21 protein-coding genes are annotated in these 21468 nt (G+C 58.4%); 15 read left to right on the top strand and 6 right to left on the bottom strand.

From position 1 onward, the window contains the following. Window positions 1-9: 9 nt before the first annotated feature. The 7 genes from IFT84_RS02145 to IFT84_RS02115 all read left to right on the top strand — a co-directional run bounded on the left by IFT84_RS02145 (window position 10) and on the right by IFT84_RS02115 (window position 6394). Window positions 10-1914: a potassium transporter Kup gene (locus IFT84_RS02145; RefSeq protein ID WP_192116987.1), complete on the top strand. Its 1905-nt coding sequence runs from the start codon at window positions 10-12 to the stop codon at window positions 1912-1914. Between the two features lie 334 nt (window positions 1915-2248). Further along, window positions 2249-3343 carry a cell wall hydrolase gene (locus IFT84_RS02140; protein ID WP_192117561.1) on the top strand — a complete coding sequence of 365 codons (1095 nt, stop codon included), beginning with the start codon at window positions 2249-2251 and terminating at the stop codon, window positions 3341-3343. A gap of 278 nt (window positions 3344-3621) precedes the next feature. Then, entirely contained in the window at window positions 3622-3987 is a 366-nt protein-coding gene (locus IFT84_RS02135) for an AtpZ/AtpI family protein (RefSeq protein ID WP_192116986.1), read from the top strand. An 86-nt stretch (window positions 3988-4073) separates the two neighbouring features. Further along, the gene (locus IFT84_RS02130) at window positions 4074-4823 is read left to right on the top strand and encodes a F0F1 ATP synthase subunit A (RefSeq protein WP_192116985.1); all 750 of its coding nucleotides are present in this window, start codon (window positions 4074-4076) and stop codon (window positions 4821-4823) included. Between the two features lie 67 nt (window positions 4824-4890). Continuing rightward, entirely contained in the window at window positions 4891-5148 is a 258-nt protein-coding gene (locus IFT84_RS02125; RefSeq protein ID WP_192116984.1) for a F0F1 ATP synthase subunit C, read from the top strand. A gap of 128 nt (window positions 5149-5276) precedes the next feature. Then, on the top strand, window positions 5277-5897 hold the full coding sequence (locus IFT84_RS02120; RefSeq protein ID WP_192116983.1) for a F0F1 ATP synthase subunit B: 621 nt from the start codon (window positions 5277-5279) through the stop codon (window positions 5895-5897). Window positions 5898-5908: 11 nt separating this feature from the next. Next, complete coding sequence (locus tag IFT84_RS02115; RefSeq protein WP_192116982.1) at window positions 5909-6394, top strand: F0F1 ATP synthase subunit B; 486 nt, start codon at window positions 5909-5911, stop codon at window positions 6392-6394. Between the two features lie 298 nt (window positions 6395-6692). Here the strand turns inward: IFT84_RS02115 and IFT84_RS02110 are convergent, their stop codons facing one another. Together IFT84_RS02110 and IFT84_RS02105 are read right to left on the bottom strand one after the other, a co-directional pair. Beyond that, window positions 6693-7343 (bottom strand): ribonuclease HII, encoded by a 651-nt coding sequence (locus IFT84_RS02110; RefSeq protein ID WP_192117560.1) that lies wholly within the window; start codon window positions 7341-7343, stop codon window positions 6693-6695. A gap of 51 nt (window positions 7344-7394) precedes the next feature. After that, window positions 7395-8549 carry a PA0069 family radical SAM protein gene (locus IFT84_RS02105; RefSeq protein WP_192116981.1) on the bottom strand — a complete coding sequence of 385 codons (1155 nt, stop codon included), beginning with the start codon at window positions 8547-8549 and terminating at the stop codon, window positions 7395-7397. Window positions 8550-8664: 115 nt separating this feature from the next. On the opposite strand from IFT84_RS02105, the gene IFT84_RS02100 reads away from it, so the two are divergent. Continuing rightward, a complete protein-coding gene (locus tag IFT84_RS02100; RefSeq protein WP_192117559.1) occupies window positions 8665-9177 on the top strand; it encodes a glycosyl transferase in 513 nt (170 codons plus the stop codon). 6 nt (window positions 9178-9183) lie between these two features. Here the strand turns inward: IFT84_RS02100 and moaB are convergent, their stop codons facing one another. The 4 genes from moaB to IFT84_RS02080 all read right to left on the bottom strand — a co-directional run bounded on the left by moaB (window position 9184) and on the right by IFT84_RS02080 (window position 14189). Then, window positions 9184-9735 (bottom strand): molybdenum cofactor biosynthesis protein B, encoded by a 552-nt coding sequence (gene moaB / locus IFT84_RS02095; protein ID WP_197975410.1) that lies wholly within the window; start codon window positions 9733-9735, stop codon window positions 9184-9186. Further along, on the bottom strand, window positions 9713-10633 hold the full coding sequence (locus tag IFT84_RS02090; protein WP_192116980.1) for a 4-(cytidine 5'-diphospho)-2-C-methyl-D-erythritol kinase: 921 nt from the start codon (window positions 10631-10633) through the stop codon (window positions 9713-9715). Before IFT84_RS02090 ends, moaB begins: the two co-directional genes overlap by 23 nt. Before the next feature lie 569 nt (window positions 10634-11202). Continuing rightward, the gene (locus IFT84_RS02085; RefSeq protein WP_192116979.1) at window positions 11203-13062 is read right to left on the bottom strand and encodes a tetratricopeptide repeat protein; all 1860 of its coding nucleotides are present in this window, start codon (window positions 13060-13062) and stop codon (window positions 11203-11205) included. 110 nt (window positions 13063-13172) lie between these two features. Continuing rightward, window positions 13173-14189 carry a polyprenyl synthetase family protein gene (locus IFT84_RS02080; RefSeq protein ID WP_192116978.1) on the bottom strand — a complete coding sequence of 339 codons (1017 nt, stop codon included), beginning with the start codon at window positions 14187-14189 and terminating at the stop codon, window positions 13173-13175. A gap of 77 nt (window positions 14190-14266) precedes the next feature. Between IFT84_RS02080 and IFT84_RS02075 the strand changes: the two genes are divergently transcribed. From IFT84_RS02075 to glyS, 7 genes are all read left to right on the top strand, one after another. After that, the gene (locus IFT84_RS02075) at window positions 14267-14491 is read left to right on the top strand and encodes a putative signal transducing protein (protein WP_192116977.1); all 225 of its coding nucleotides are present in this window, start codon (window positions 14267-14269) and stop codon (window positions 14489-14491) included. Next, complete coding sequence (locus tag IFT84_RS02070; RefSeq protein WP_192116976.1) at window positions 14488-15291, top strand: tRNA1(Val) (adenine(37)-N6)-methyltransferase; 804 nt, start codon at window positions 14488-14490, stop codon at window positions 15289-15291. Before IFT84_RS02075 ends, IFT84_RS02070 begins: the two co-directional genes overlap by 4 nt. Window positions 15292-15387: 96 nt before the next feature. Further along, window positions 15388-17091 carry a malate dehydrogenase (quinone) gene (mqo, locus tag IFT84_RS02065; RefSeq protein WP_192116975.1) on the top strand — a complete coding sequence of 568 codons (1704 nt, stop codon included), beginning with the start codon at window positions 15388-15390 and terminating at the stop codon, window positions 17089-17091. A gap of 88 nt (window positions 17092-17179) precedes the next feature. Next, window positions 17180-18043, top strand: a complete 864-nt coding sequence (locus IFT84_RS02060) for a S49 family peptidase (RefSeq protein WP_197975409.1) — start codon at window positions 17180-17182, stop codon at window positions 18041-18043. Between the two features lie 16 nt (window positions 18044-18059). Beyond that, the gene (locus tag IFT84_RS02055) at window positions 18060-18251 is read left to right on the top strand and encodes an NfeD family protein (protein ID WP_192116974.1); all 192 of its coding nucleotides are present in this window, start codon (window positions 18060-18062) and stop codon (window positions 18249-18251) included. Between the two features lie 72 nt (window positions 18252-18323). Beyond that, complete coding sequence (locus tag IFT84_RS02050) at window positions 18324-19280, top strand: glycine--tRNA ligase subunit alpha (protein WP_192116973.1); 957 nt, start codon at window positions 18324-18326, stop codon at window positions 19278-19280. Then, entirely contained in the window at window positions 19280-21430 is a 2151-nt protein-coding gene (gene glyS / locus IFT84_RS02045; RefSeq protein WP_192116972.1) for a glycine--tRNA ligase subunit beta, read from the top strand. Before IFT84_RS02050 ends, glyS begins: the two co-directional genes overlap by 1 nt. Window positions 21431-21468: the final 38 nt, after the last annotated feature.

The following is a 21468-nucleotide window of genomic DNA, read 5'->3' as shown; positions in this document are numbered from 1 at the left end:
TTCACACCCATGTCTCACTCCGTTGAGCACGATCCCTCTGCTGCCAACACTGGCCTGCGGAACTTTCTGATCCTAGTGGTTGGTTCCATCGGTGTCGTCTACGGCGATATCGGCACCAGCCCGCTTTACGCCTTTCGCGAGGCGCTGCGTCCCATCGCCCATGATGGCGTAACCCGCTATGAAGTCATCGGCCTGATCTCGCTGATGATCTGGGCGCTAACCATCATCGTGACGCTGAAATACGTTCTGTTTCTGCTGCGCGCCGACAACGGCGGCGAAGGCGGCACGCTGTCGCTGCTCGCGCTGTTGATGAAGCATGGCAAAGGCCACACAGTCATTCTGTTCTTCATGGGCGTGGCCGGGGCCGCCCTGTTTCTGGGCGACGCCATGATCACGCCTGCTCTGTCGGTTCTGTCAGCCGTTGAGGGCCTTGTGCTGGTGCAGCCCGCCATGGAAAACTATGTGGTTCCCATTGCCGTGGTCATTCTGGTCGCCATGTTTGCGGTGCAATCCAAGGGCACCGCCGCCGTATCCAACTTTTTCGGGCCCATCACGGCGCTGTGGTTTCTCGTCATGGGTGGCATTGGCCTGTACCATATCAGTGATGATTTCGGCATCCTGCTGGCCTTCAACCCCTATTACGCTATTATCTTCATGATCAATGAAGGCTTCATCGGCATCATCGTTCTGGGCGCGGTGTTCCTGACGGTGACCGGGGCAGAAGCTCTCTATGCCGATCTTGGCCATTTCGGCCGCCGTCCCATTCAGTGGGCGTGGTTCTGTCTCGTGTTTCCGGCGCTAACGTTCAATTATCTGGGGCAGGGGGCGTTTATTCTGCGCCATCCGGAATCGATGTCCAATCCGTTCTTCCTGATGTTTCCGCAATGGGCCTTGCTGCCCGTGGTCATTCTGGCGACGGCTGCAACCATCATTGCCAGCCAGGCGGTGATTACCGGCGCGTTCTCGTTGACGCGACAGGCCATCCATTTGGGCTTCCTGCCGCGCATGGAAATTTTCCATACATCCGAAATTCACACCGGCCAGATTTATCTGCCTGCGGTTAACACCATTCTCATGTTTGGCGTCATCACGCTCGTCTTCATCTTCAACTCGTCGGAATCGCTCGCAACCGCCTACGGCATCTCGGTAACCGGGGCCATGGTGGTGACGACCGTGCTGGCCTTTGCCTTCGTGCGCAGCCGCTGGCGCTGGCCTCTGCCACTGGCTATCGCCGTGTTGCTGCCACTGTTTGTGCTGGAACTGATTTTCCTTGGCGCAAACCTGTTGAAAATTCATGATGGCGGATACGTGCCGGTGCTGATTGCGGCCACATTCATCATCATTATGTGGACCTGGAAACGGGGCACGGCCATTCTTCATGCCAAAACCCGCCATACCGATATTCCGCTCGCCTCCTTCATCAAATCCATCGAGAAGAAGAGCGAGCACGGCCCTGTGCAGGTGCCCGGCACGGCGATTTTCTTGACCAGCGATCCGGAATCCACCCCGGCGGCGCTGTTGCACAACCTCAAGCACAACCATGTTCTTCATGCTCAGAATTTCATTCTGACCATCCGCACGGCCAACACGCCGAAGGTTGCGCCAGCCGAGCGCTGCAAGGTTGAGAAGGTCTCGGATCGGTTCAGCAAGCTCGAGTTGAAATTCGGCTTCATGGAAACGCAAAACGTCTCCCATGCCCTTGGGCTATTCCGCAAAACCGGCTTGAAGTTCGATATCATGTCGACCTCGTTCTATCTCGGACGGCGAAAGCTGGTGCCGGATGCCCGCTCCGGCATGCCGCAGTGGCAGGATCGCCTGTTCATCGGCCTCGCCAACGCCGCGACAGACCCATCCGACTACTTCCGTCTGCCAGCCAATCGTGTGGTAGAACTGGGGTCTCACGTCATCATCTAAGATTTCGACGATAGCGGTCCCGTCAGATCACTTTCCAAAATGGTTCCAAACAAAGCCGGGTTTTTTACAGCCCGGCTTTTAGCGTTAACCAAGCATCAAGGTTAATGCATCATTATCACACCCGTTGGAGCGGTTCGCAAACACGCCAGTCGTGGACACCGCATTCCTGAAAAATGTGAAGGAACGACCGTATTCCTGTGAATGACTCACGCGGAAGCCAGTCTTTCTGCGTCCGATTGTGGAGTCCGTGGTGCGTAAAACGGTTCAGGTGCGTCGCAAGGCTGTTGCCTCTCCATTCAGCCGTAAAAGCGCGTTGTTGGCGCTGGCGCTGTTGATGGGGCTTCCCTCCGCCGTCGGTCATTCCGACCTTGCCACCTTTCTGGCTGGCATCAATCGGGGTGGGGAGCGCTGGCGTACCTATATGACGCAAACGCCGACCGGCACTGTCGAACAAGCGCAAATCGTGTTTTCCGATCCGGTCACCACCGGCTCCGTCGATGCCGGCCCCAGCATCGTGCTGCCGGATGGCACCCGCGTGGCCGTATCCCCGAAGTTCCGGCAGGCCGAAAAGCTGCCAGACGAAGACCGTGTGACCCGCTCCCTGAAAAAGGGCCGAATCATGTCGGTTGCCCCGGTGCAGCCCCCTAAGGATTTTAGCGCCGGCTCCGTTCTGCAGCGGCAAAGCTCTTTGCTGAAGCCAAGCTTTGCAGAGAGCCAGCGTACCGCATTTGCCAAGCCCAAGCTCGCGGGCAAGGAACTGACAATCGCGACGGCATTTTACAAAAAGAAAGAACCGAAGGTTGATGCCGCCGTATCGCCTATGCTGGCAAGCCTCGTGACCAATCGCACGCCCGATATTCTGGCCACGGCCTATGCACCGCCTGAGCCGGACTATGCGCGCGATTCGCCGTTTGATTCTATCCTGGTGCCGCAGGCCAAGAACGATGGCCGCTTCGTGCCGGAAATCAGTGCCGAAGATCACGCCTGGGCCGCCACGCCGCTGCCTGCTGGCGTCTTTTCGCCCGAAGAGCAGAAGTGTCTGACCTCGGGCATCTATTTTGAAGCACGCGGCGAATCGGTGAAAGGGCAGGCCGCCGTGGCGCAGGTCATCCTCAATCGCGTTCGCAATCCGACCTATCCCAAGTCGATCTGCGGCGTCGTGTATCAGAACAAGGATTGGTACAATCGCTGCCAGTTCTCGTTCACCTGCGATCGCATTCCCGATATCGTCTGGTCACGCCCCAACTGGAAGATTGCGCAGGATGTGGCCATGGCGGTCACCGCTGGAAAAATCTGGCTCCCGGAAGTGGGCTCCGCCACGCACTATCATGCCACCTACGTCAAACCCAACTGGGCGCCGACGATGAAGAAGATGGCCCAGATCGGCCTGCACGTCTTCTACCGCACCTATGGCGGCGGCTGGAGCTGAGGCCGCTTGAAAACAGGCATTAAGCGCCGGTTGATCCCGGTGCTTTTGCCGTTTTGCGGCGCGGTTGCCGAACAATCTCGACAAAAATGTTACAAGTCGTTGAATCTATTCAAAATAATGTCTGGAGACAATCTCCTGCAACGCCTTGACTATATGAACACCTAAAACTATGGTGCGCCGACTTCAAAACGGGCCATAGCGTGGCGTCGAAACTGGCCGTTTGTGTGTCCGTCTTGCGCAATTTGTGCACGCGGGAGGCATGATCGGGGGAGAGCGTCATGGCGGATGACCGGAAAGAAAGTCTGGAACAGCGGATGAAGCGGCTGGATGCGGAACTCGCATCGCGCCGCAAAAACGGTGTTGAGGATGACAAGCTGGAGGCGCAGGCCGCAGAAAACCGCAAGGGCTATGCGGTTGCCATGCGACTTTCCAGTGAATTTGTCGCCGCAATCATCGTTGGTGCATTTCTAGGCTATCTTTTGGACTATTTTGCTGGCACTGGGCCTTGGGGCATGATTGTTCTGTTGCTCATCGGTTTTTGTGCTGGCGTATTGAATGTCATGCGCTCTGCGGGAATGGTGGCTGGTCCGCCGTCTGCCGAGGGTGTGGACAAGGTCAGGACGAAGAGCGGCGACGACGTTTAAATGCGTCTCGGCGTTGTGAAATACCGCCCTGTGGCGGGGTTGGTTAAGCTTCCGCCGGGTGGCGGGCAAAATGAGAGAGAGTAGCGGTGGCAAACGATCCGACCCATCAGTTCCTGGTCAACAAGATTGTGCCGATTGAAATCGGCGGCATTGATTTCTCCTTCACCAATTCCTCGCTGTTCATGGTGGCAACCGTCGCTGTCGCAACGGCTTTCCTGTATCTGACGACGACGCGTCGCGGCGTTGTGCCTGGCCGTATGCAGTCCGTCTCGGAAATGTCCTACGAATTTATTGCCTCGATGCTGCGCGAAGGCGCCGGCAGTCACGGCATGAAGTTCTTCCCGTTCGTTTTCTCGCTGTTCATGTTCATTCTGACGGCGAACCTCTTGGGCATGGTGCCGTATTTCTTCACCATCACCAGCCAGATTATCGTGACCTTCGCGTTGGCCATGCTGGTCATCGGTACGGTCGTTGTCTACGGTTTCTACAAGCACGGTCTTGGCTTCTTCAAGCTGTTCGTCCCGTCGGGCGTGCCGGTTCCGGTGCTGTTCATTGTGGTGCCGATTGAAATCGTTTCATTCCTTTCCCGCCCCATCAGCCTGTCGATCCGTTTGTTCGCCAACCTTCTGGCCGGACACATCACGCTGAAAGTGTTTGCGGGTTTCGTCGGTTCAATGAGTGCTCTGGGCACCGTTGGAACAATCGGTTCCGTTCTGCCCCTTCTGATGACGGTGGCCATGACCGGTCTCGAGTTTCTGGTGGCGTTTCTTCAGGCTTACGTGTTTGCCGTTTTGACATGCATGTATCTGAACGACGCCGTACATCCGGGGCACTGATATCTACCCCTTAATGGCGGCTCCGGCCGCTGTTTTCAGCCGCATAACCATTTAAAGGAGATAACCCATGGAAGCGGACGTAGCAGTAGCAGCAGTATACTACGCGCAGGCAGCCAAGTTCATCGGCGCAGGTCTGGCTTGCCTCGGCATGGCTGGCGTTGCTCTGGCACTCGGCAACATCTTCGGCAGCTACCTCTCGGGCGCGCTGCGCAACCCGTCTGCCGCTGACAGCCAGTTCGGCCGTCTGGTATTCGGCTTCGCCGTCACTGAAGCTTTGGGCATCTTCTCGCTGCTCATCGCTCTTCTTCTCTTGTTCGCCGTTTAATCTGGCGAGAGCGGAGGGTCGCCCCGGCGGCAATCTGTTCTGGAGACTCGGGTCATGGCTTGTTCGAAGCCGTGACCCTTACCGTTTGAGTGCGCCCCTTTGCTTGAGTGCGCCCTATGGAGGTGAGCATGTTTGTGACCCCGGCATTTGCCCAGGCCACCACGACTGAAAACGCTGAAGTTCCGGCCCACGACGCTGCCGTTAATGGCGACGCGGTCAATACGGAAACGGGCGTGGCGCATGGCACTGAACGTGGCGTGTTTCCGCCGTTCGATCAGTCGACATTTGCATCCCAGCTGTTGTGGCTGGTTATTACATTCGCGGTTTTCTACCTGTTGATGTCCAAGGTTATCGTGCCACGGATCGGCGCTATCCTTGAGACCCGTCACGGTCGTATCGCAAAAGATCTGGACGAAGCTGCACGCCTGAAGGGTGATGCGGACGCCGCCATTGCATCCTACGAGCAGGAACTGGCCGCCGCCAAGTCCAAGGGTCATGCCATCGCCGCCACGGCGCGCGACAGCGCCAAGGCCAAGGCTGACGCGGACCGCGCGGCTCTGGATGCGGGGATCAATGAGAAAATTGCTGCCGCCGAGGTTCGGATTGGCGAAATCAAGACCCGCGCGCTGGCCGAGGTTGGTACCATTGCCGAAGATACAGCCGCGGCTGTTATCGAACGCCTGACCGGCACATCCGCTTCGCCTGCTGAAGTGGCCGATGCAATCCGCGCAAGCGGCAACGGAAAGTAAGGAGCACGTTCATGCATTTTGATGCGACTTTCTTTGCCTTTGTCGGCCTCATTCTCTTCTTCGTTTTGATCGCGTACCTCAAGGTGCCGGGCATGATGGCGAAAGGTCTTGATGAACGCGCCAACAAAATCAGCAATGAGCTTGCCGAAGCCAAGCGCCTGCGCGAGGAAGCCCAGCAGCTTCTGACCGAGTACCAGCGCAAGCGCAAGGATGCCGAAAGCGAAGCCGCGTCCATCGTCGCTGCTGCCGAGCGCGAGGCAGCCATGCTGACCGCCGAAGCCAAGCAGAAGACCGAGGAATATGTGGCGCGCCGGACGCTGATCACCGAGCAGAAGATTGCACAGGCCGAAGCCGAAGCCGTTCAGGCCGTTCGCGCGGCCGCCGTAGATCTGGCGATTTCCGCCGCCGAAAAAGTCATTGCGACCCGCAACGACACTGCCACGCAATCAGCTTTGTTCGCTCAGGCCATTGGCGATGTGAAGACACGACTGAACTAGAGCATTTCCAGTAAAAGCGGAATCGCTTTTATGTCCGGTTAATGCGTCAGAACAAGAAGCTTTGATCGTTGCTTGTTTGGAATGACTTGAAAGGCCGGAGCAATCCGGCCTTTTTCTATGTCGGTATTAGAGCATGTCTTCCACAAGTGGGCGCAGGTTTTGTTAAAAAGACATGCGTAAACATAGATGTTCACAGTGCGGCGCATGAGTTCCATTAAACGCGACGCGCGTTAGGCGTCACAACTCTTTGTCTGCGCAGCGTCCAAACAAACCGCTACGCACTCTGACTGGAAATGCTCTAATCCTGACGCAATGGCCGAAAGCTCATGCGGTGGAGCGTGCAGGGGCCGTGTGCTCCAATCGCAGTGCGGTGACGCGGTGTTGCGTAACCCGCATGGGATGCAAAACCGTAATTGGGGTAGACGAGGTCTGCCCTTGTCATCATTCGGTCGCGCACGACTTTGGCGATGATGGAGGCAGCCGCGATGGACAGGGAACGCGAGTCGCCTTTGATGACGGCCTTGCCGTAGCAAGACAGACCCCGCGGTACATCCCGACCGTCAATCAACACGCAGTCCGGTCGTGTCGGCAGTCCATCGACCGCGCGGCGCATGGCGTCCAGACTGGCTTGCAAAATATTGATGGAGTCGATCCGTTTCGGGCCCGATGAGGCGATGGAGACGGTCGACGTCGCCATGATCATAGCAAACAGTTCTTCCCGCCGCTCCGCCGTCAACAGTTTGCTGTCGTTCAGTCCGTCCGGAATACGCTCAAGATCCAGGACAACGGCAGCGGCTACGACAGGCCCCGCCAGGGGACCACGCCCGGCCTCGTCCGTACCCGCGACAATCGTATGGCCGTTGCGCCGTGCTTCCCCTTCCAGCCGCAAATCGGGACCTTCCGGTAAATCGGGAAACAACAGGGAATCAGGCGCAACACGGTTCAACATGCGGTCAGAGTCGCACATCGCAAGCTTCGCCCGCAAGTCTTAAAGCAAATATCAAAGCAGGGAGAGCTGAACGCCGGTGCCCAGCGGTGGCACGAACAGGTCCGAACGCAATTGCCGGCGGGTCAGATTAAGCTCCAGCCGCTTGGCGGCCATTTCGAACCGGCGACCAATCTGCCACGCATAGGGTCCGGCCCCTTTCATGCGCTTGCCGAATTCCGCATCGTAATCCTTGCCACCCCGCATAGAGCGGATCAGCGACATCACATGGCGATACCGGTCGGGATAATTGCGCAGCAGCCAGTCACGAAACAGCGGGCTGACCTCCAGCGGAAGACGCAGCAACACATAGCCCGCTTCACTCGCGCCGGCTGCTTTGGAGGAATCCAGGATCCGCTCAATTTCGTGGTCGTTCAGCGCGGGTATCACTGGCGCGACCATGACACCAACGGTGATGCCAGCATCCGACAAGGCGCGAATCGCTTCCAGCCGTTTGGAGGGCGTTGACGCACGTGGCTCCATGGATCGTGCCAGCTTGCGGTCCAGCGTCGTGATTGACATGGCCACCTTCGCCAGTCCCTTTTCAGCCATGGGCGCGAGCAAATCGATATCGCGCATGACCATAGCCGATTTTGTCACGATCACCACCGGATGGTCGGCCGCTTTCAGCACTTCGAGGATTTGACGCATCACGCGCCATTCTTTCTCGATCGGCTGATAGGGGTCGGTATTGGTGCCAATCGCGATGGTGCGTGGTTTGTAACCGGATTTTGCCAGTTCGCGTTCCAGCAGTTTCGGCGCATCGGGCTTGGCAAAAAGCTTTGCTTCGAAATCCAGCCCCGCCGACAAGCCCATGAATGCATGGGTCGGACGAGCAAAACAATAGATGCAGCCGTGTTCGCAGCCCCGATACGGATTGATCGAGCGGTCAAAGGAAATATCGGGCGAGTCGTTGCGGGTAATGGCCGTGCGCGGCTTTTCCACCTGCACCGTCGTCTTGAACGGCGGCAGGTCTTCCAGCGTTTCCCAACCGTCGTCAAAGCCCTCGCGGCTTTGCGGCTCAAACCGACCGGAGGGGTTAAGTCCAGCTCCACGACCACGCCGCCGGTCAATCTCGATCCGCAGGCCCTTGGCTGAAATGACCGCATTGGCCAGTTCTGCCGAGTTCGACGGCGCAAATGCATTGGAGGTATGGGACAGATCGTTCATGGCTTTTCCCGCATCTATTCTTGTTATGTTCCTATAACAAAACATGGAACAGGTCAAGAACGAAATCCGTTCCGCGTTTACTGGCAATTTTTGGGGGGATGGGGTAAGCATGGCTATGCTCACCGTTTTAATGGAAACCCACAATCATGAGAGTGAACTGGCGCAGACTTTGTCCGTGCTGGTTTCCGGAGCGGTTCAGGGGCTGGTAAGCGACGTTATTCTTCTGGATCATGGTTCGCAGGACGGCACGGCGCAGGTGGCCGATGCCGCCGGATGCAGCCTGCATTCCGCCTGGGTCTTGGCCGACGTAATACGGCGTGCGCGTGGGGAGTGGTTGATGCTGCTGGAGCCGGGTGCGCGCCCGGCGAACGGCTGGATCGGCGAGGTGGGTGAGTATGTTGCCCTTCACCAGAAGCCGGCGGTTTTTTCCCCTGCCAGACAGTACCGGCAGTCCCTGTTGAAACGCCTCGGCCGCCGTCGTTCACCGCTGGAAAAGGGTGTTCTCATTCCGAAGTCTCTGGCTTTGAAACTGGCAGACGGAATGACCGGTCTTGAGCCCATGTCTCGAAAGGTCTCTGCCAGCAGGCTTCGTGCCGAACTGATACCGGCGTGGGTAGCCCGCCGATAACCGTTTTCAGCGCTTCAAATGCTCATCCAGACGCGGCATAATTTCCACGAAATTGCAGGGCTGGTGGCGGTAGTCGAGCTGTTGGCCCAAAATACCGTCCCACGCATCTTTGCAGGCGCCGGGGGAGCCGGGCAGCACGAAGATGAAGGTGGAGTTGCTGAGCCCCGCGGTGGCGCGAGACTGAATGGTGGATGTGCCAATCTTATCGTAGGAAATACGGTGAAAAACGGCGGAAAAGCCGTCCATACGCTTGTCGAACAGCGGCTCGATGGCCTCCGGGGTCACGTCGCGCCCGGTAAAACCCGTGCCGCCGGTGGTGATGATAACGTCCACCGTTTCATCCAAGGACCAGACTTGCACCTGACGCGCAATGTCCGTTGCGTCATCGCCGATAATGGCGCGGGCCGCAAGCGTGTGTCCTGCCTCGGTCAACCGGCTAACGAGCACGTCGCCGGACCGGTCATCGGCAAGCGTCCTCGTGTCGGAAACCGTCAATACGGCAATGCCGAGGGGGATGAAGGGTCTTTCTGTCGGTTCAGGCTTGGTGGATATGGTCAAAGCTCGCTCCCGTTGTTGTGGCGGTAACGTACCACTGCGGATATCGATCCACCAGTTGGCTTTCTGCCTTCCGGGCGGCGTGGATGGACGGGAAAATACCAAAACAGGTGGCCCCGGAACCGGACATGCGGGCAAGCTGCGCGCCAAAGTCCATAAGCGCCGCGCAGGCAGTTGCGATTTCGGGCACACATATCTCTGCCGGGGGTTGCAGATCATTGCGCTGGCTGTGCAGTGCCTTAAGCCAGTCCGACAGGTCGCTGCCGATGGGTGGATTGGTCTTGTTGGTCAGCGCTGTGAAGATCGCAGGCGTGGAGACGGATTTCATCGGATTGACGAGAACCAGCGACACGGCGGGAAATTCTTTGATCAGCTGCACATCCTCACCGATGCCGCGTGCCAGCAATGGCTGACTGATGAGGCACATGGGCACATCGGCCCCAAGCGACAGCGCAAGCTGGGGATCAGGTAAACCAGAGTTCCACAAGCTTGTCAGCACCTTCAGCGTTGCTGCCGCATCCGCCGAGCCGCCGCCAATGCCGGATGCAATTGGCAGGTTTTTCTCCAGATGGATGTGAACAGGCGGGCAGGGGAGGTCTCGCGCGTTGAGCGCTGACCGAAGCGTGTCTCTTGCTTTGAGTACGAGGTTCCCGGCGTCCACCTCCAGACCCTCAGCGAACGGTCCCGACAGCGTGAATTGATCCGTGTTTTCAAGAGAGGCGGAAATACGGTCGCCCGCGTTGTCGGCAAACACCACGATACTGTCCAGCAGGTGATAACCATCGGCACGTTGGCCGGTGACGTGCAGTGACAGGTTAATTTTTGCAGGCGCGAACAGGGTGAGGGTGTGACGGGCAGCGTCACGACTGAAAGACGGGCCGGTACGCGCAGTATTCTTCATAAGGCATGACTCAGGCAGGGGCTTTGACCACACACATTGCCGATAGATATGGATTCCTGTGACAAGCACAGGAATGAGGGCGGGGAGGTTAGAGCGCTTTTCGTTCTGATTGAATCAGAACGGTGCTCTAACTTTTTATATTGAAAGCATAATCTTATTGATCCTTGCTTCGCTCCGGTCGGATTATGCTCCAGGTATGTGGGCGTTGAATACGGAAGAAGAAGGCAATGCCGGGTCTTGTGCACGTTCGCACTTTCCAAGTGAACCAAAACCCGTGCCACGCATAAGCGCGTAGCCTTGCCAGATAGTGTGTCGCTACCGCCTTTGACTCCCACACTCTCTATCCTCATCCCTGTGCTTGTCACCGGGATCCACCGACACAGGGAAAGCCGCCGCTGGATATAAATTTCGGTGACGAGCACAGAAATGAGGGAGGATGAGGAAGCAGGCGACAGAATTGCGATACGTCAAGCCGGATATTCCGTGACCCGTAGGAACACCCCACGCCACGTCGTGGCGCAGAGCCCGTTTCACACATCAATCGAGTCGTGCCGCCCCGCATCCGTCCCTCAGGACTTTTTGTCCGGACTACCTTCGGCAGGCTTTACCGGTGCAGGTGTTTTGGCATCAGCAGCGGTTGGCGCTTTGTCTTCCAGAGGTGGCAGGCCGTTGGCGATCTTGTCCTTTATCTTCGGAATCTCCGCCTCTTCGGGCTTCAGGCCCAGCGTGCGGTTCCACTGGAAGTTGGCTTCCAGCTTGCGTCCAACGCGCCAATAGGCATCGCCCAGATGGTCGTTGATGGTTGGGTCGCCAGCCTTCAACTCCGAGGCGCGTTCCAGTTCCGTTACGGCCTTGTCGAACTCGTGGATGCGGTAATAGGCCCAGCCGAGCGAATCGACGATATAGCCATCGTCCGGGCGCAGCTCCACAGCCTTGCGGATCATGTTCATGCCCTCATCGAGGTTCATGTTCATATCCACCCAGGAATAGCCGAGATAATTGAGAACGGCGGGTTGATCCGGGTTCAGTTCCAGCGCCTTGCGGAAGTTCGGCTCTGCCTGTTCCCATTTCTTCTGGCGCTCATAGGCTATGCCGCGCTGGAAGAACACCGTCCAGTCATTGCGCGAAGGCATGGGGCCGATCTGCTCGACAGCGCGATCAAAGACCTCGCCCATTTCCTTGTAGTCCTTGGCGTCGGACAACACGCTGCCATAGGCGAGATAGGTGCGGATATCCTTGGGGTCGGAGTCAATCAGCGCTTTCAGGTGCTGCTTGGCCTCTTCCACCTTGCCGGTGGAGGCCAGCACCAGACCCAGCTGCAGCTCGGAAATACGCCGCATCGGCGAGTTTTCCGGTACGCTTCGGTAGAGCTCTATGGCTTTTTCCGGGTTCTTCGAGTTTTCGGCAATGCCGCCCAGCATCACCAGTGCGTCGGCACTGTCAGGGTCAAGCGAGCGGGCCGATTGCAGATACAGCGACACAATGTCTTCCGCGCCGTCGCGGTTCAACGCGCCGCCGATGGAAAACAGCACGGCGGCGGCACCCTGCGATGCATTGCGGACCTGCTGTTCCTGCTTCTCACCCTTTTCGATGCTCTGGCGCAGCGCTTTCAGCGGCGCATAATTGTTGACGAGCGTATCACCAACGGAAATGGCATCCAGCGCCTTCTGTTTGTTGCCTGCTGTCGCTTCCAGACGGGCCAGCGCCACCACGGCACGCATGAAGGTATCGGGTGCCGCACCGGCCCCTTCACGGTCCAGCACGGCATCGTTCAACCGCGCACGGGCTGTCGTCACATCGCCGGACGCCGCAGCAATCGCACCGGCATGGTAATTCTTGAAGATCGCGAACCAGTCCGGCCCCTTCATCTTGCGCAGCATGGCCAGCGCATCCTTGGGGCTTCCTTGCCCATAGCGCGCCCACGCCTGCAACAGGCCGTTCATCAGCCGGTCCAGATCGTTCGGACCCTTGTAATTCAGAATCTTCTGCGCCTGCGAATACTTTTCATCGCGAATGGCGTTGACGGCCCGAACGACGGTCGTGATACGTTCAACCGACTGGTCAGACTTCAATTCCTCGGCCAGCTTGGCACCTTCGCCAAAATGCCCGTTCATCAACTGCGTGATCATCAGCCGTTGCTTGACGTCGATATTGTCTGCATCAAACTGAAGCGCGATCTTGTAGAGGGCCGTCGCGGTGTCAAAATCCCGGTCCACATCCGCCGTGCGGGCCGCCAGAAACGCACCCGAAAAACTGTTGACCTTCAACGGGTCAAACGGCGTCGTATTCGCGCTGGTGGCGGGCGGCGCATCCGGGGTTTCAATGGTCAGTGGGCTTTCCTGTGCCATAACAGGTGCCGCCAGCGTGAACGAAACCAGAGCGAGGCAGGCCACGCTGCCAAGAAGCCGCATTTTACTCAAGTGCCGCATAACGAGCCTTTCATCATGGGCACACACAGTGCTGCCCGCCCCAACGGGCAATTCCAAATCACATTGCAGTAACACATGGGCAACAGAATGGCTTTTTTACGCCATCAATCTCAATTGACCCGGTCGATACAAAAATCGATGACTTCCAGCAGCGCTGCTTTCCACGGGCTTTCCGGCAGGGGCGCCAGAGCGTCGCGGGCAATGGTGCCGTAATGGCGCGCCCGCGCAATGGTATCCGTCAGCCCACCATAGCGGTTGATGAGGTGCAGTGCCTTGTGCAAATTGTCTTCCGTGCTGTCGCCGCCCTCAATCGCTGCGCGCCAGAACGCCCTGTCGTCCTCATTGCCACGGCGGTAAGAGAGGATGACCGGCAGTGTTATCTTGCCCTCGCGAAAATCATCGCCGACATTCTTGCCAAGGTCATCGGCCTGCCCGCCATAATCCAGCACATCGTCCACAAGCTGGAAAGCTAACCCCAAGTTCATCCCATAGGATTTCAGCGCGTTGCGGTGCGCCTTCGGCGTGCCCGCAACAATCGGGCCGACCTCGGACGCGGCTGCAAACAGCGCCGCCGTCTTGGCGCGGATGACGGACAGATAATCGTCCTCCGTCGTCTCCATGTTCTTTGCGACGGAAAGCTGCAACACCTCGCCTTCGGCAATCACCGAGGCTGCCGTGGACAGCACATCTAGCGCATCGAGCGAGCCGACATCCACCATCATGCGGAAGGCCTGGCCAAGCAGAAAATCGCCCACCAGCACACTTGCCTGATTGCCCCAGATCATTCGGGCGGTGGATTTGCCGCGGCGCAGATCGCTTTCGTCCACCACATCGTCATGCAGCAGGGTGGCGGTGTGCATAAACTCCACGCTGGTGGCAAGCTTGATGTGCGAATCACCCTGATAGCCAAACATGGCGGCAGATGCCAAAGTCAGCATGGGGCGCAGGCGTTTGCCGCCCGAAGAAATCAGATGGTTCGCCACTTCGGGAATCATCTGCACATCCGAGCCTGCCTTGGACAGGATAAGCTGGTTGACCCGCTCCATATCGGCTTTCGTCAGATCGACCAGAGGCTTCACCGATGCCTGTTTGTTTTTGCTTTCTTCCAGCGGTATCACTACGCCCAAGGCTTCAGGACTCCTGTTGCATTTCAGGTGTGAACAATAGAAAGGCTGGCTATGCGCGGCAAGAGGAAAAATACCCCATGAAAGAATTGATCCGTGCGAACGATCCCGTCCTTCTCTCCTTCGCCGAAAGCCTGATGAAAGAAGCGGGGATTTATTATCTCATTGCCGATCAGGGTATGAGTATTCTCGAAGGGTCGCTCGGCCTGCTGCCGCGCCGTTTTCTGGTGGAGGATGATCGCGCCGATGAAGCCCGTCGCCTGTTGATCGACGCCGGGCTGGAACATGAGCTGCGGGACGCATGACCGACCCTCTCGTGAACGATACGGCTGTTGCGTTCACCGAGACCGTGGACGCCTTCCACTATGGTGCCTTTCATGTGGTGCAGCCGCTGGGGGCCGGGCATCGCTCCGGCATGGATGCCATGCTGCTGGCAAGCCTTGTGGCCGCTCCCGCGCGCGTCCGCGTGGCTGATCTTGGGGCCGGTGCCGGTGCTGCGGGCCTTGCGGTCGCCTCGCGTCTTGGTGAAGCCGAGGTCACCCTTGTCGAGCGCTCCCCCCTGATGGCAGCGCTGGCCAAAAAAACCCTCGATTTGCCGCAGAATGCCCGTTTTAAAGGCCGTGTGCAGGTGCTGGAGGCCGATGTAGGGCTGACCGGCCAGCGCCGCGTGTCCGCCGGTCTGGCCGATGAGGTGTTCGACCACGTCATCATGAACCCGCCGTTCAACGATCACGCGGACCGGCGCACGCCGGACCCTTTGAAAGCCGAAGCGCACGCCATGACGGAGGGGTTGTTCGATATCTGGATCCGCACCGCCGGTGCCATCATGCGGCCCGGCGGGCAGTTGTCTTTGATTGCCCGGCCGCAATCGATTGCCGATATTATCGCCGCTTGCGGCAGGCGCTTCGGCGGTATTGAAATCACCGCCATCCAGCCCCGGCGCAATGAAAGCGCCGTGCGCATTCTCGTCACCGCCATCAAGCAGAACCGTGCGCGCCTGACGCTCCGCGCTCCGCTCGTCATCCATGAGGAAGACAGCCACCGCTTTGCCGGAACGGTCAACGATCTCAACAATGGTCGCACCGCCTATGCGCGTCTGAAGTAGCGCGCATTTGCCGCAAAAACCTATTGTTTCAGTAGTCTTTGTTCGTTAGTAAGTTCACAAGATATTAGGCATGTAGCGAACATAGGTGAAGCGACCATGAGTAGCCCGACCGTCAGTGATGTTTTCCCCGGCACAATACAATCGGCTTTGCCGCTGAAACGCAGGCAGGTCATTGGCGGCGCACTGGCGGGTCTGGCTGTTACCGTTCTTCCCGGCTGCGGCAAGCCTGCCGTCGGCGAAAGCAGAAATGTCGACGTTCTGCTCATCGGCGGCGGTATCATGAGTTCCACGCTTGGCATGTGGCTGCGCAATCTGGAGCCCAACTGGTCGGTGGAAATGATCGAGCGCCTCGATGGTGTCGCGCTGGAGAGCTCAAACGGCTGGAACAACGCTGGCACCGGCCATGCGGCCCTGGCCGAGTTGAATTACACGCCGGAGGATTCCGAGGGCAATATCAAGATCGCCCAGGCCATCAAGATCAATGAGGCGTTCCAGATTTCGCGGCAGTTCTGGGCCTATCATGTCGAGCAGGGTGTTTTGAAAAACCCGCGTTCTTTCATCAACCATACGCCGCATATGAGCTTCGTCTGGGGCGAAGAGAATGCCGCTTACCTGCGCAAGCGTTACGATGCAATGCAGGCAAGCCCGCTGTTTTCCGGCATGGAATACTCCGAGGACCCGGCAAAGATTGCCGAATGGGTTCCTCTGATGATGGAGGGCCGTGATCCCACCCAGAAGATTGCGGCCACCTGGTCGCCGCTCGGCACCGACATGGAGTTTGGCGAAATCACCCGCCAGTTCGTATCGCATATGCAGAGCCAGCCAAACTTCCGCTTGAACCTGTCGAGCGAAGTGGACGAGATGGAGCGCAACGCCGATGGCACATGGCGCGTTACCTATCGTAACCTGAAGGACGACACGCGCCAGACGGTCAATGCCAAATTCGTGTTTGTCGGCGCGGGCGGTGCCGCGTTGCACCTGCTGCAAATGTCGGGCATTTCGGAAATCGACCAGTATGGCGGCTTCCCAGTCGGCGGCTCGTTCCTTGTCAACGACAACCCTGATGTGGCCATGCGCCATCTGGCGAAAGCCTATGGCAAGGCTTCGGTCGGTTCTCCGCCCATGTCCGTGCCGCATCTCGATACGCGCGTGATTGATGGCAAGCGCGTTCTGCTATTCGGCCCGTTTGCAACATTCTCCACGCGGTTCCTGAAAGACGGTTCCTACCTTGATCTGCTGTCGGCAACCAACACCAGCAACCTGTGGCCGATGATGAAGGTTGGCGTTGACCAGTATTCTCTGATCGAATACCTCGCGGGTCAGTTGATGCTGTCGGATGATGATCGCTTTGCCGCGTTGCAGGAGTATTTCCCCGGTGCGAAGCAGTCGGAATGGCGGCTGTGGCAGGCTGGCCAGCGTGTGCAGATCATCAAGAAGGACGCGGAAAAGGGCGGTGTTCTGAAGCTCGGCACAGAAGTCGTCAGCGCGCAGGATGGCAGCATTGCCGGCCTGCTTGGCGCGTCACCGGGGGCGTCCACGGCTGTTCCCATCATGTTGTCGGTTCTGGAAAAAGTCTTTGCCGACAAGGTTGCCTCTCCGGAATGGCAGAGCAAGATCCAGACGATTGTTCCGGGCTATGGCGCGAAACTCGGCGATGATCCGGAGCGGATCGCCCGCGAATGGGTCTACACCAGTGAGAAGCTGGACCTGCCGACACCACCGAAGGTTACTGTCGCAACGTCTGCTTCAAATGGTTTGGGCAATGGCGTTGTAAAGCGCGTGCCGGATATGGCACTCTAATATAGGCTCAAATTATTGGTCATTCTCCATTGTGATTTGCATTGGCGAACTTACATGCTTTGCTGAATGTAAGCATAATGGAGTGATCATGCAGCGCCTTAAAAAATTCCTGCCAAAGCGTTTTCGAAAAGAAGGCGTAGTCATTCCTGTGGTGCGGCTGCATGGCACCATCATGGCGGGTGGAAGCGCATTTCGCCCGGCGCTGAATATTGCAACGGCGGCTCCCGTGCTGGAGCGGGCGTTTGGGGTGAAGGACGCGCCTGCGGTCGCCATCTCCATCAATTCGCCCGGTGGCTCGCCGGTGCAATCGCGGCTGATTTTTCAGCGTATTCGCGATCTCGCGGTCGAGAAAAACAAGAAAGTTCTGATCTTCGTCGAGGATGTCGCGGCCTCCGGCGGTTACATGATTGCGCTGGCGGGCGACGAAATTATTGCAGACGCCACCTCCATCGTCGGCTCCATCGGTGTGGTGTCCGGTGGCTTTGGCTTCCCGGAGCTTTTGCGCAAGATCGGTGTGGAGCGCCGTGTCTATACGGCGGGTGAAAACAAGGTTCTGCTCGACCCCTTCCAGCCGGAAAAGGAGAAGGATGTCGAATTTCTCAAAGCCCTTCAGGCCGACATTCACGCCATTTTCATCGATATGGTCAAGTCCCGTCGGGGGCCAAAGCTGAGCGACGAGGACACGATCTTTTCCGGCCTGTTCTGGACCGGCACGCGCGGTCTGGACCTCGGCTTGATCGATGGTCTGGGGGATTTGCGCGGTGAGCTGAAAAAGCGTTATGGTACGGATGTGCGCTTGCAACTGGTTTCCGCCTCTCGCGGTCTGTTCGGGCGCAAGCAGCCGGGCGTATCGGTTTCTTCCGACGCGGCAGGCCAGTTTGCCAGCGCTGCCGTTTCAGCGGTCGCCGATCTGGCTGAGGAAAAGGCTCTCTGGGGCCGGTTTGGATTGTAACAATACGGATACTAGCATGGCGCAGCTGATACTTATTCTTTTGGTGGCGGGTCTGGCATGGCTGGGATATCGCAAATTTATTGCAGATGCCGAGAAGCTGTCCCGCAAAACCGAAGAATTGCGTCGCAACCGTGAAACCGGGGCCACCGGCACTTTGGTCAAGGACCCCGAGACCGGCGAATACCGGGTGAAGAAGCCCGAAGACTGATCCGCACTTGACGGTCGCGGGGCATCGTGGCACCAGTCCGCATCCAGAAAATAAGAGTGTGCTGACGTATCCATGACCGATATTGACCTGCCGGACCACATGAATCCCGCCCGTTCCTTTCAGGCGCTGATCCTTACCCTTCACGCCTATTGGGCCGACAAGGGCTGCGCCGTGTTGCAGCCCTATGATATGGAAGTGGGCGCAGGCACGTTTCACCCGGCAACCACACTGCGGGCATTGGGCCCCAAGCCCTGGCGCGCCGCCTATGTGCAGCCGTCGCGCCGCCCCTCGGATGGCCGCTATGGTGAAAACCCCAACCGGATGCAGCACTATTACCAGTATCAGGTTATCCTCAAGCCAAACCCCTCCAACCTTCAGGAGCTGTATCTGGGTTCCCTGAAAGCCATCGGGCTGGATCCGCTGCTGCATGATATCCGCTTTGTGGAAGACGACTGGGAAAGCCCCACTCTCGGCGCATGGGGCCTTGGCTGGGAGTGCTGGTGCGACGGCATGGAAGTGTCGCAGTTCACCTATTTCCAGCAGGTGTGCGGCATTGAATGCGCCCCCGTTTCCGGTGAATTGACCTATGGTCTGGAGCGCCTCGCCATGTATGTGCAGGGCGTGGACAATGTCTATGACCTCAACTTCAACGGTCGCGAAGGGCCTGAGAAAATCACCTATGGCGATGTGTTCCTGCAGGCCGAGCAGGAATATTCCCGCTACAATTTTGAATATGCCAACACAACCATGCTGCACCAGCACTTCATCGATGCGGAAATCGAGTGTCAGGCCCTTCTGAATGCGGGTGCACCGCATGAGGCCGGTGCCTTGCACACGTGTGTGCTGCCTGCCTATGACCAGTGCATCAAGGCGTCGCACGTCTTCAATCTTCTGGATGCGCGTGGTGTGATTTCAGTCACCGAACGCCAAAGCTATATCCTGCGCGTGCGCACGCTGGCGAAAGCCTGCGGCGAGGCCTTCCTGCTGACGGATGCGGGTGGCGCAAACCTGACTGCGGAGTCCCTGTAATGCCTGATTTGCTGCTTGAACTCCGTTCCGAGGAAATTCCCGCCCGTATGCAGCGCAAGGCTGCGGGTGATCTCAAAAAGCTTGTGACCGATGCGCTGGTGGAAGCCGGCCTGACCTATGAGGGTGCGCGTGAATACTGGACGCCGCGCCGCCTGACGCTGGACATTCGCGGCCTCAATGCCCGCTCTGCCGATGTGCGCGAGGACCGCAAAGGCCCCCGCACGGACGCCAATGAAAAGGCGATTGAAGGCTTTTTGCGCGGGGCAGGGCTGACCTCGATTTCCGAGGCGCATGTGCACAGCGACCCGAAAAAGGGTGACTTCTACGTTGCCCACATCGTCAAGCCGGGGCGGCCTGCCGATGAGATCATTGCCGAGGTCATGCCCGGCATTATCCGCAATTTCCCATGGGCCAAGCCCATGCGCTCCGGCGTTGCCTCGGCCAAGCCCGGATCGTTGCGCTGGGTGCGTCCGCTGCAAAGCATTGTCTGCACCTTCGGCTCGGAAACCGATGAAACCATTGTTATTCCCTTCGAGGTCGATGGGATCGTCGCTGGCAACGTGACCTACGGGCACCGTTTTCACGCGCCCGATGCCATCACCGTGCGCCGCTTTGGTGATTATGTCGAAAAGCTGGAGCGCGCCAAGGTCGTGCTGGATGCCGACCGCCGCAAGCAGATCATCGCGACGGACGCCGCCAACCTGACCTTTGCCACCGGCCTGGAACTCGTGGAAGACGAGGGCCTGCTGGAAGAGGTCAGCGGTCTCGTGGAATGGCCGCAGGTGCTGATGGGCTATTTCGAGGAAGACTATCTGGCCATTCCGTCGGAAATCATCCGCCTGACGATCAAGACAAATCAGAAGTGCTTCGTCACGCGGGCACCGGGGGCTGATACGCTCTCCAATGCCTTCATTCTGGTGGCCAATATCGAAGCCAAGGACGGTGGCAAGGAGATCATTCACGGCAATGGCAAGGTCGTGCGCGCCCGCTTGTCGGATGCCGCCCATTTCTGGAAGCGCGATCAAGCCGATCTGCCGGATCTGGCAACACTTGCCGCGAGCGCGGACCGTTTCGGTCTGGATCTGGCAAAGCCGCTGGATCAGCGCATGGCCAAGCTCGATGCGCTGAACGTAACCTTTCAGGCCAAGCTCGGTACGCAAGGGGCGCGGGTGGCCCGTATCCGCGCTTTAGGCAAAACGCTGTCAGCCCTGACCGGGGCAGACGCTTCCCTGGTGGATCGCGCGAGCCTACTGGCCAAGGCTGACTTGCGCACGGAAGCGGTCAACGAGTTCCCCGAGCTTCAGGGCTTGATGGGCCGTCGCTATGCCAGCCTGCAAGGCGAGCATGAGTCCGTCGCAACCGCCATCGAGGATCATTACAAGCCGCAGGGGCCGTCAGACCGCGTGCCGACCGATAAAGTTGCCATCACCATTGCGCTGGCTGACAAGCTGGATACGCTGACGGGTTTCTGGGCAATTGACGAAAAGCCGACCGGCTCCAAGGACCCCTATGCGCTCCGCCGGGCGGCCCTTGGCGTGATCCGTATTCTGCTGGAGCGGGGCTTGCGTATTCACCTGCTGCCGGTCTTTGCAGAGGCGTTGCGCGGGCACGGTGCCGATTCCACAGAAAGTGCTGACCTTTTGTCCTTCTTCCATGACCGGTTGAAGGTCTATTTGCGCGAGCTCGGTGCCCGCCATGATCTGATCGACGCCGTCATCACGCCGCAGGCCGATGATTTGTTGATGATTGCCCGCCGCGTCGAGGCGCTGACGGCCTTTCTCAATTCACAGGATGGCCAGAACCTTTTGGCAGGCACCAAGCGCGCCACGCAGTTGCTGGCTGCAGAAGAAAAGAAGGGCACCACCATTGCGCCCGCTGTCAAGGCAGCACTCCTGACTGTCGATGCCGAAAAAGCCCTGTTTGCCGCCGTGGATGTCGCTGCTCTCAACGCCCGTGAGGCGGTGGAGCGCGACGATTTTCATGCGGCGATGGAAGCCCTGTCCCGTCTGCGGGCGCCGGTCGACCAGTTCTTTGTTGATGTTCTGGTCAACGACGAGAATGTGGACGTGCGCGCAAACCGCCTGGCGCTTCTTGCCAGCATCCGCGCCGCGACAGGGACGGTTGCCGACTTCTCCAAGATTTCCGGTTAAAGCATATTCCGACCGGAGCGAAGCGAGGGTCGATAGAG

This window comes from Rhizobium sp. CFBP 8762, assembly GCF_014841565.1.
In the GTDB taxonomy this organism is placed as follows: Bacteria; Pseudomonadota; Alphaproteobacteria; order Rhizobiales; family Rhizobiaceae; genus CFBP-8762.
This window is presented reverse-complemented; position numbering and strand designations above follow the sequence as displayed.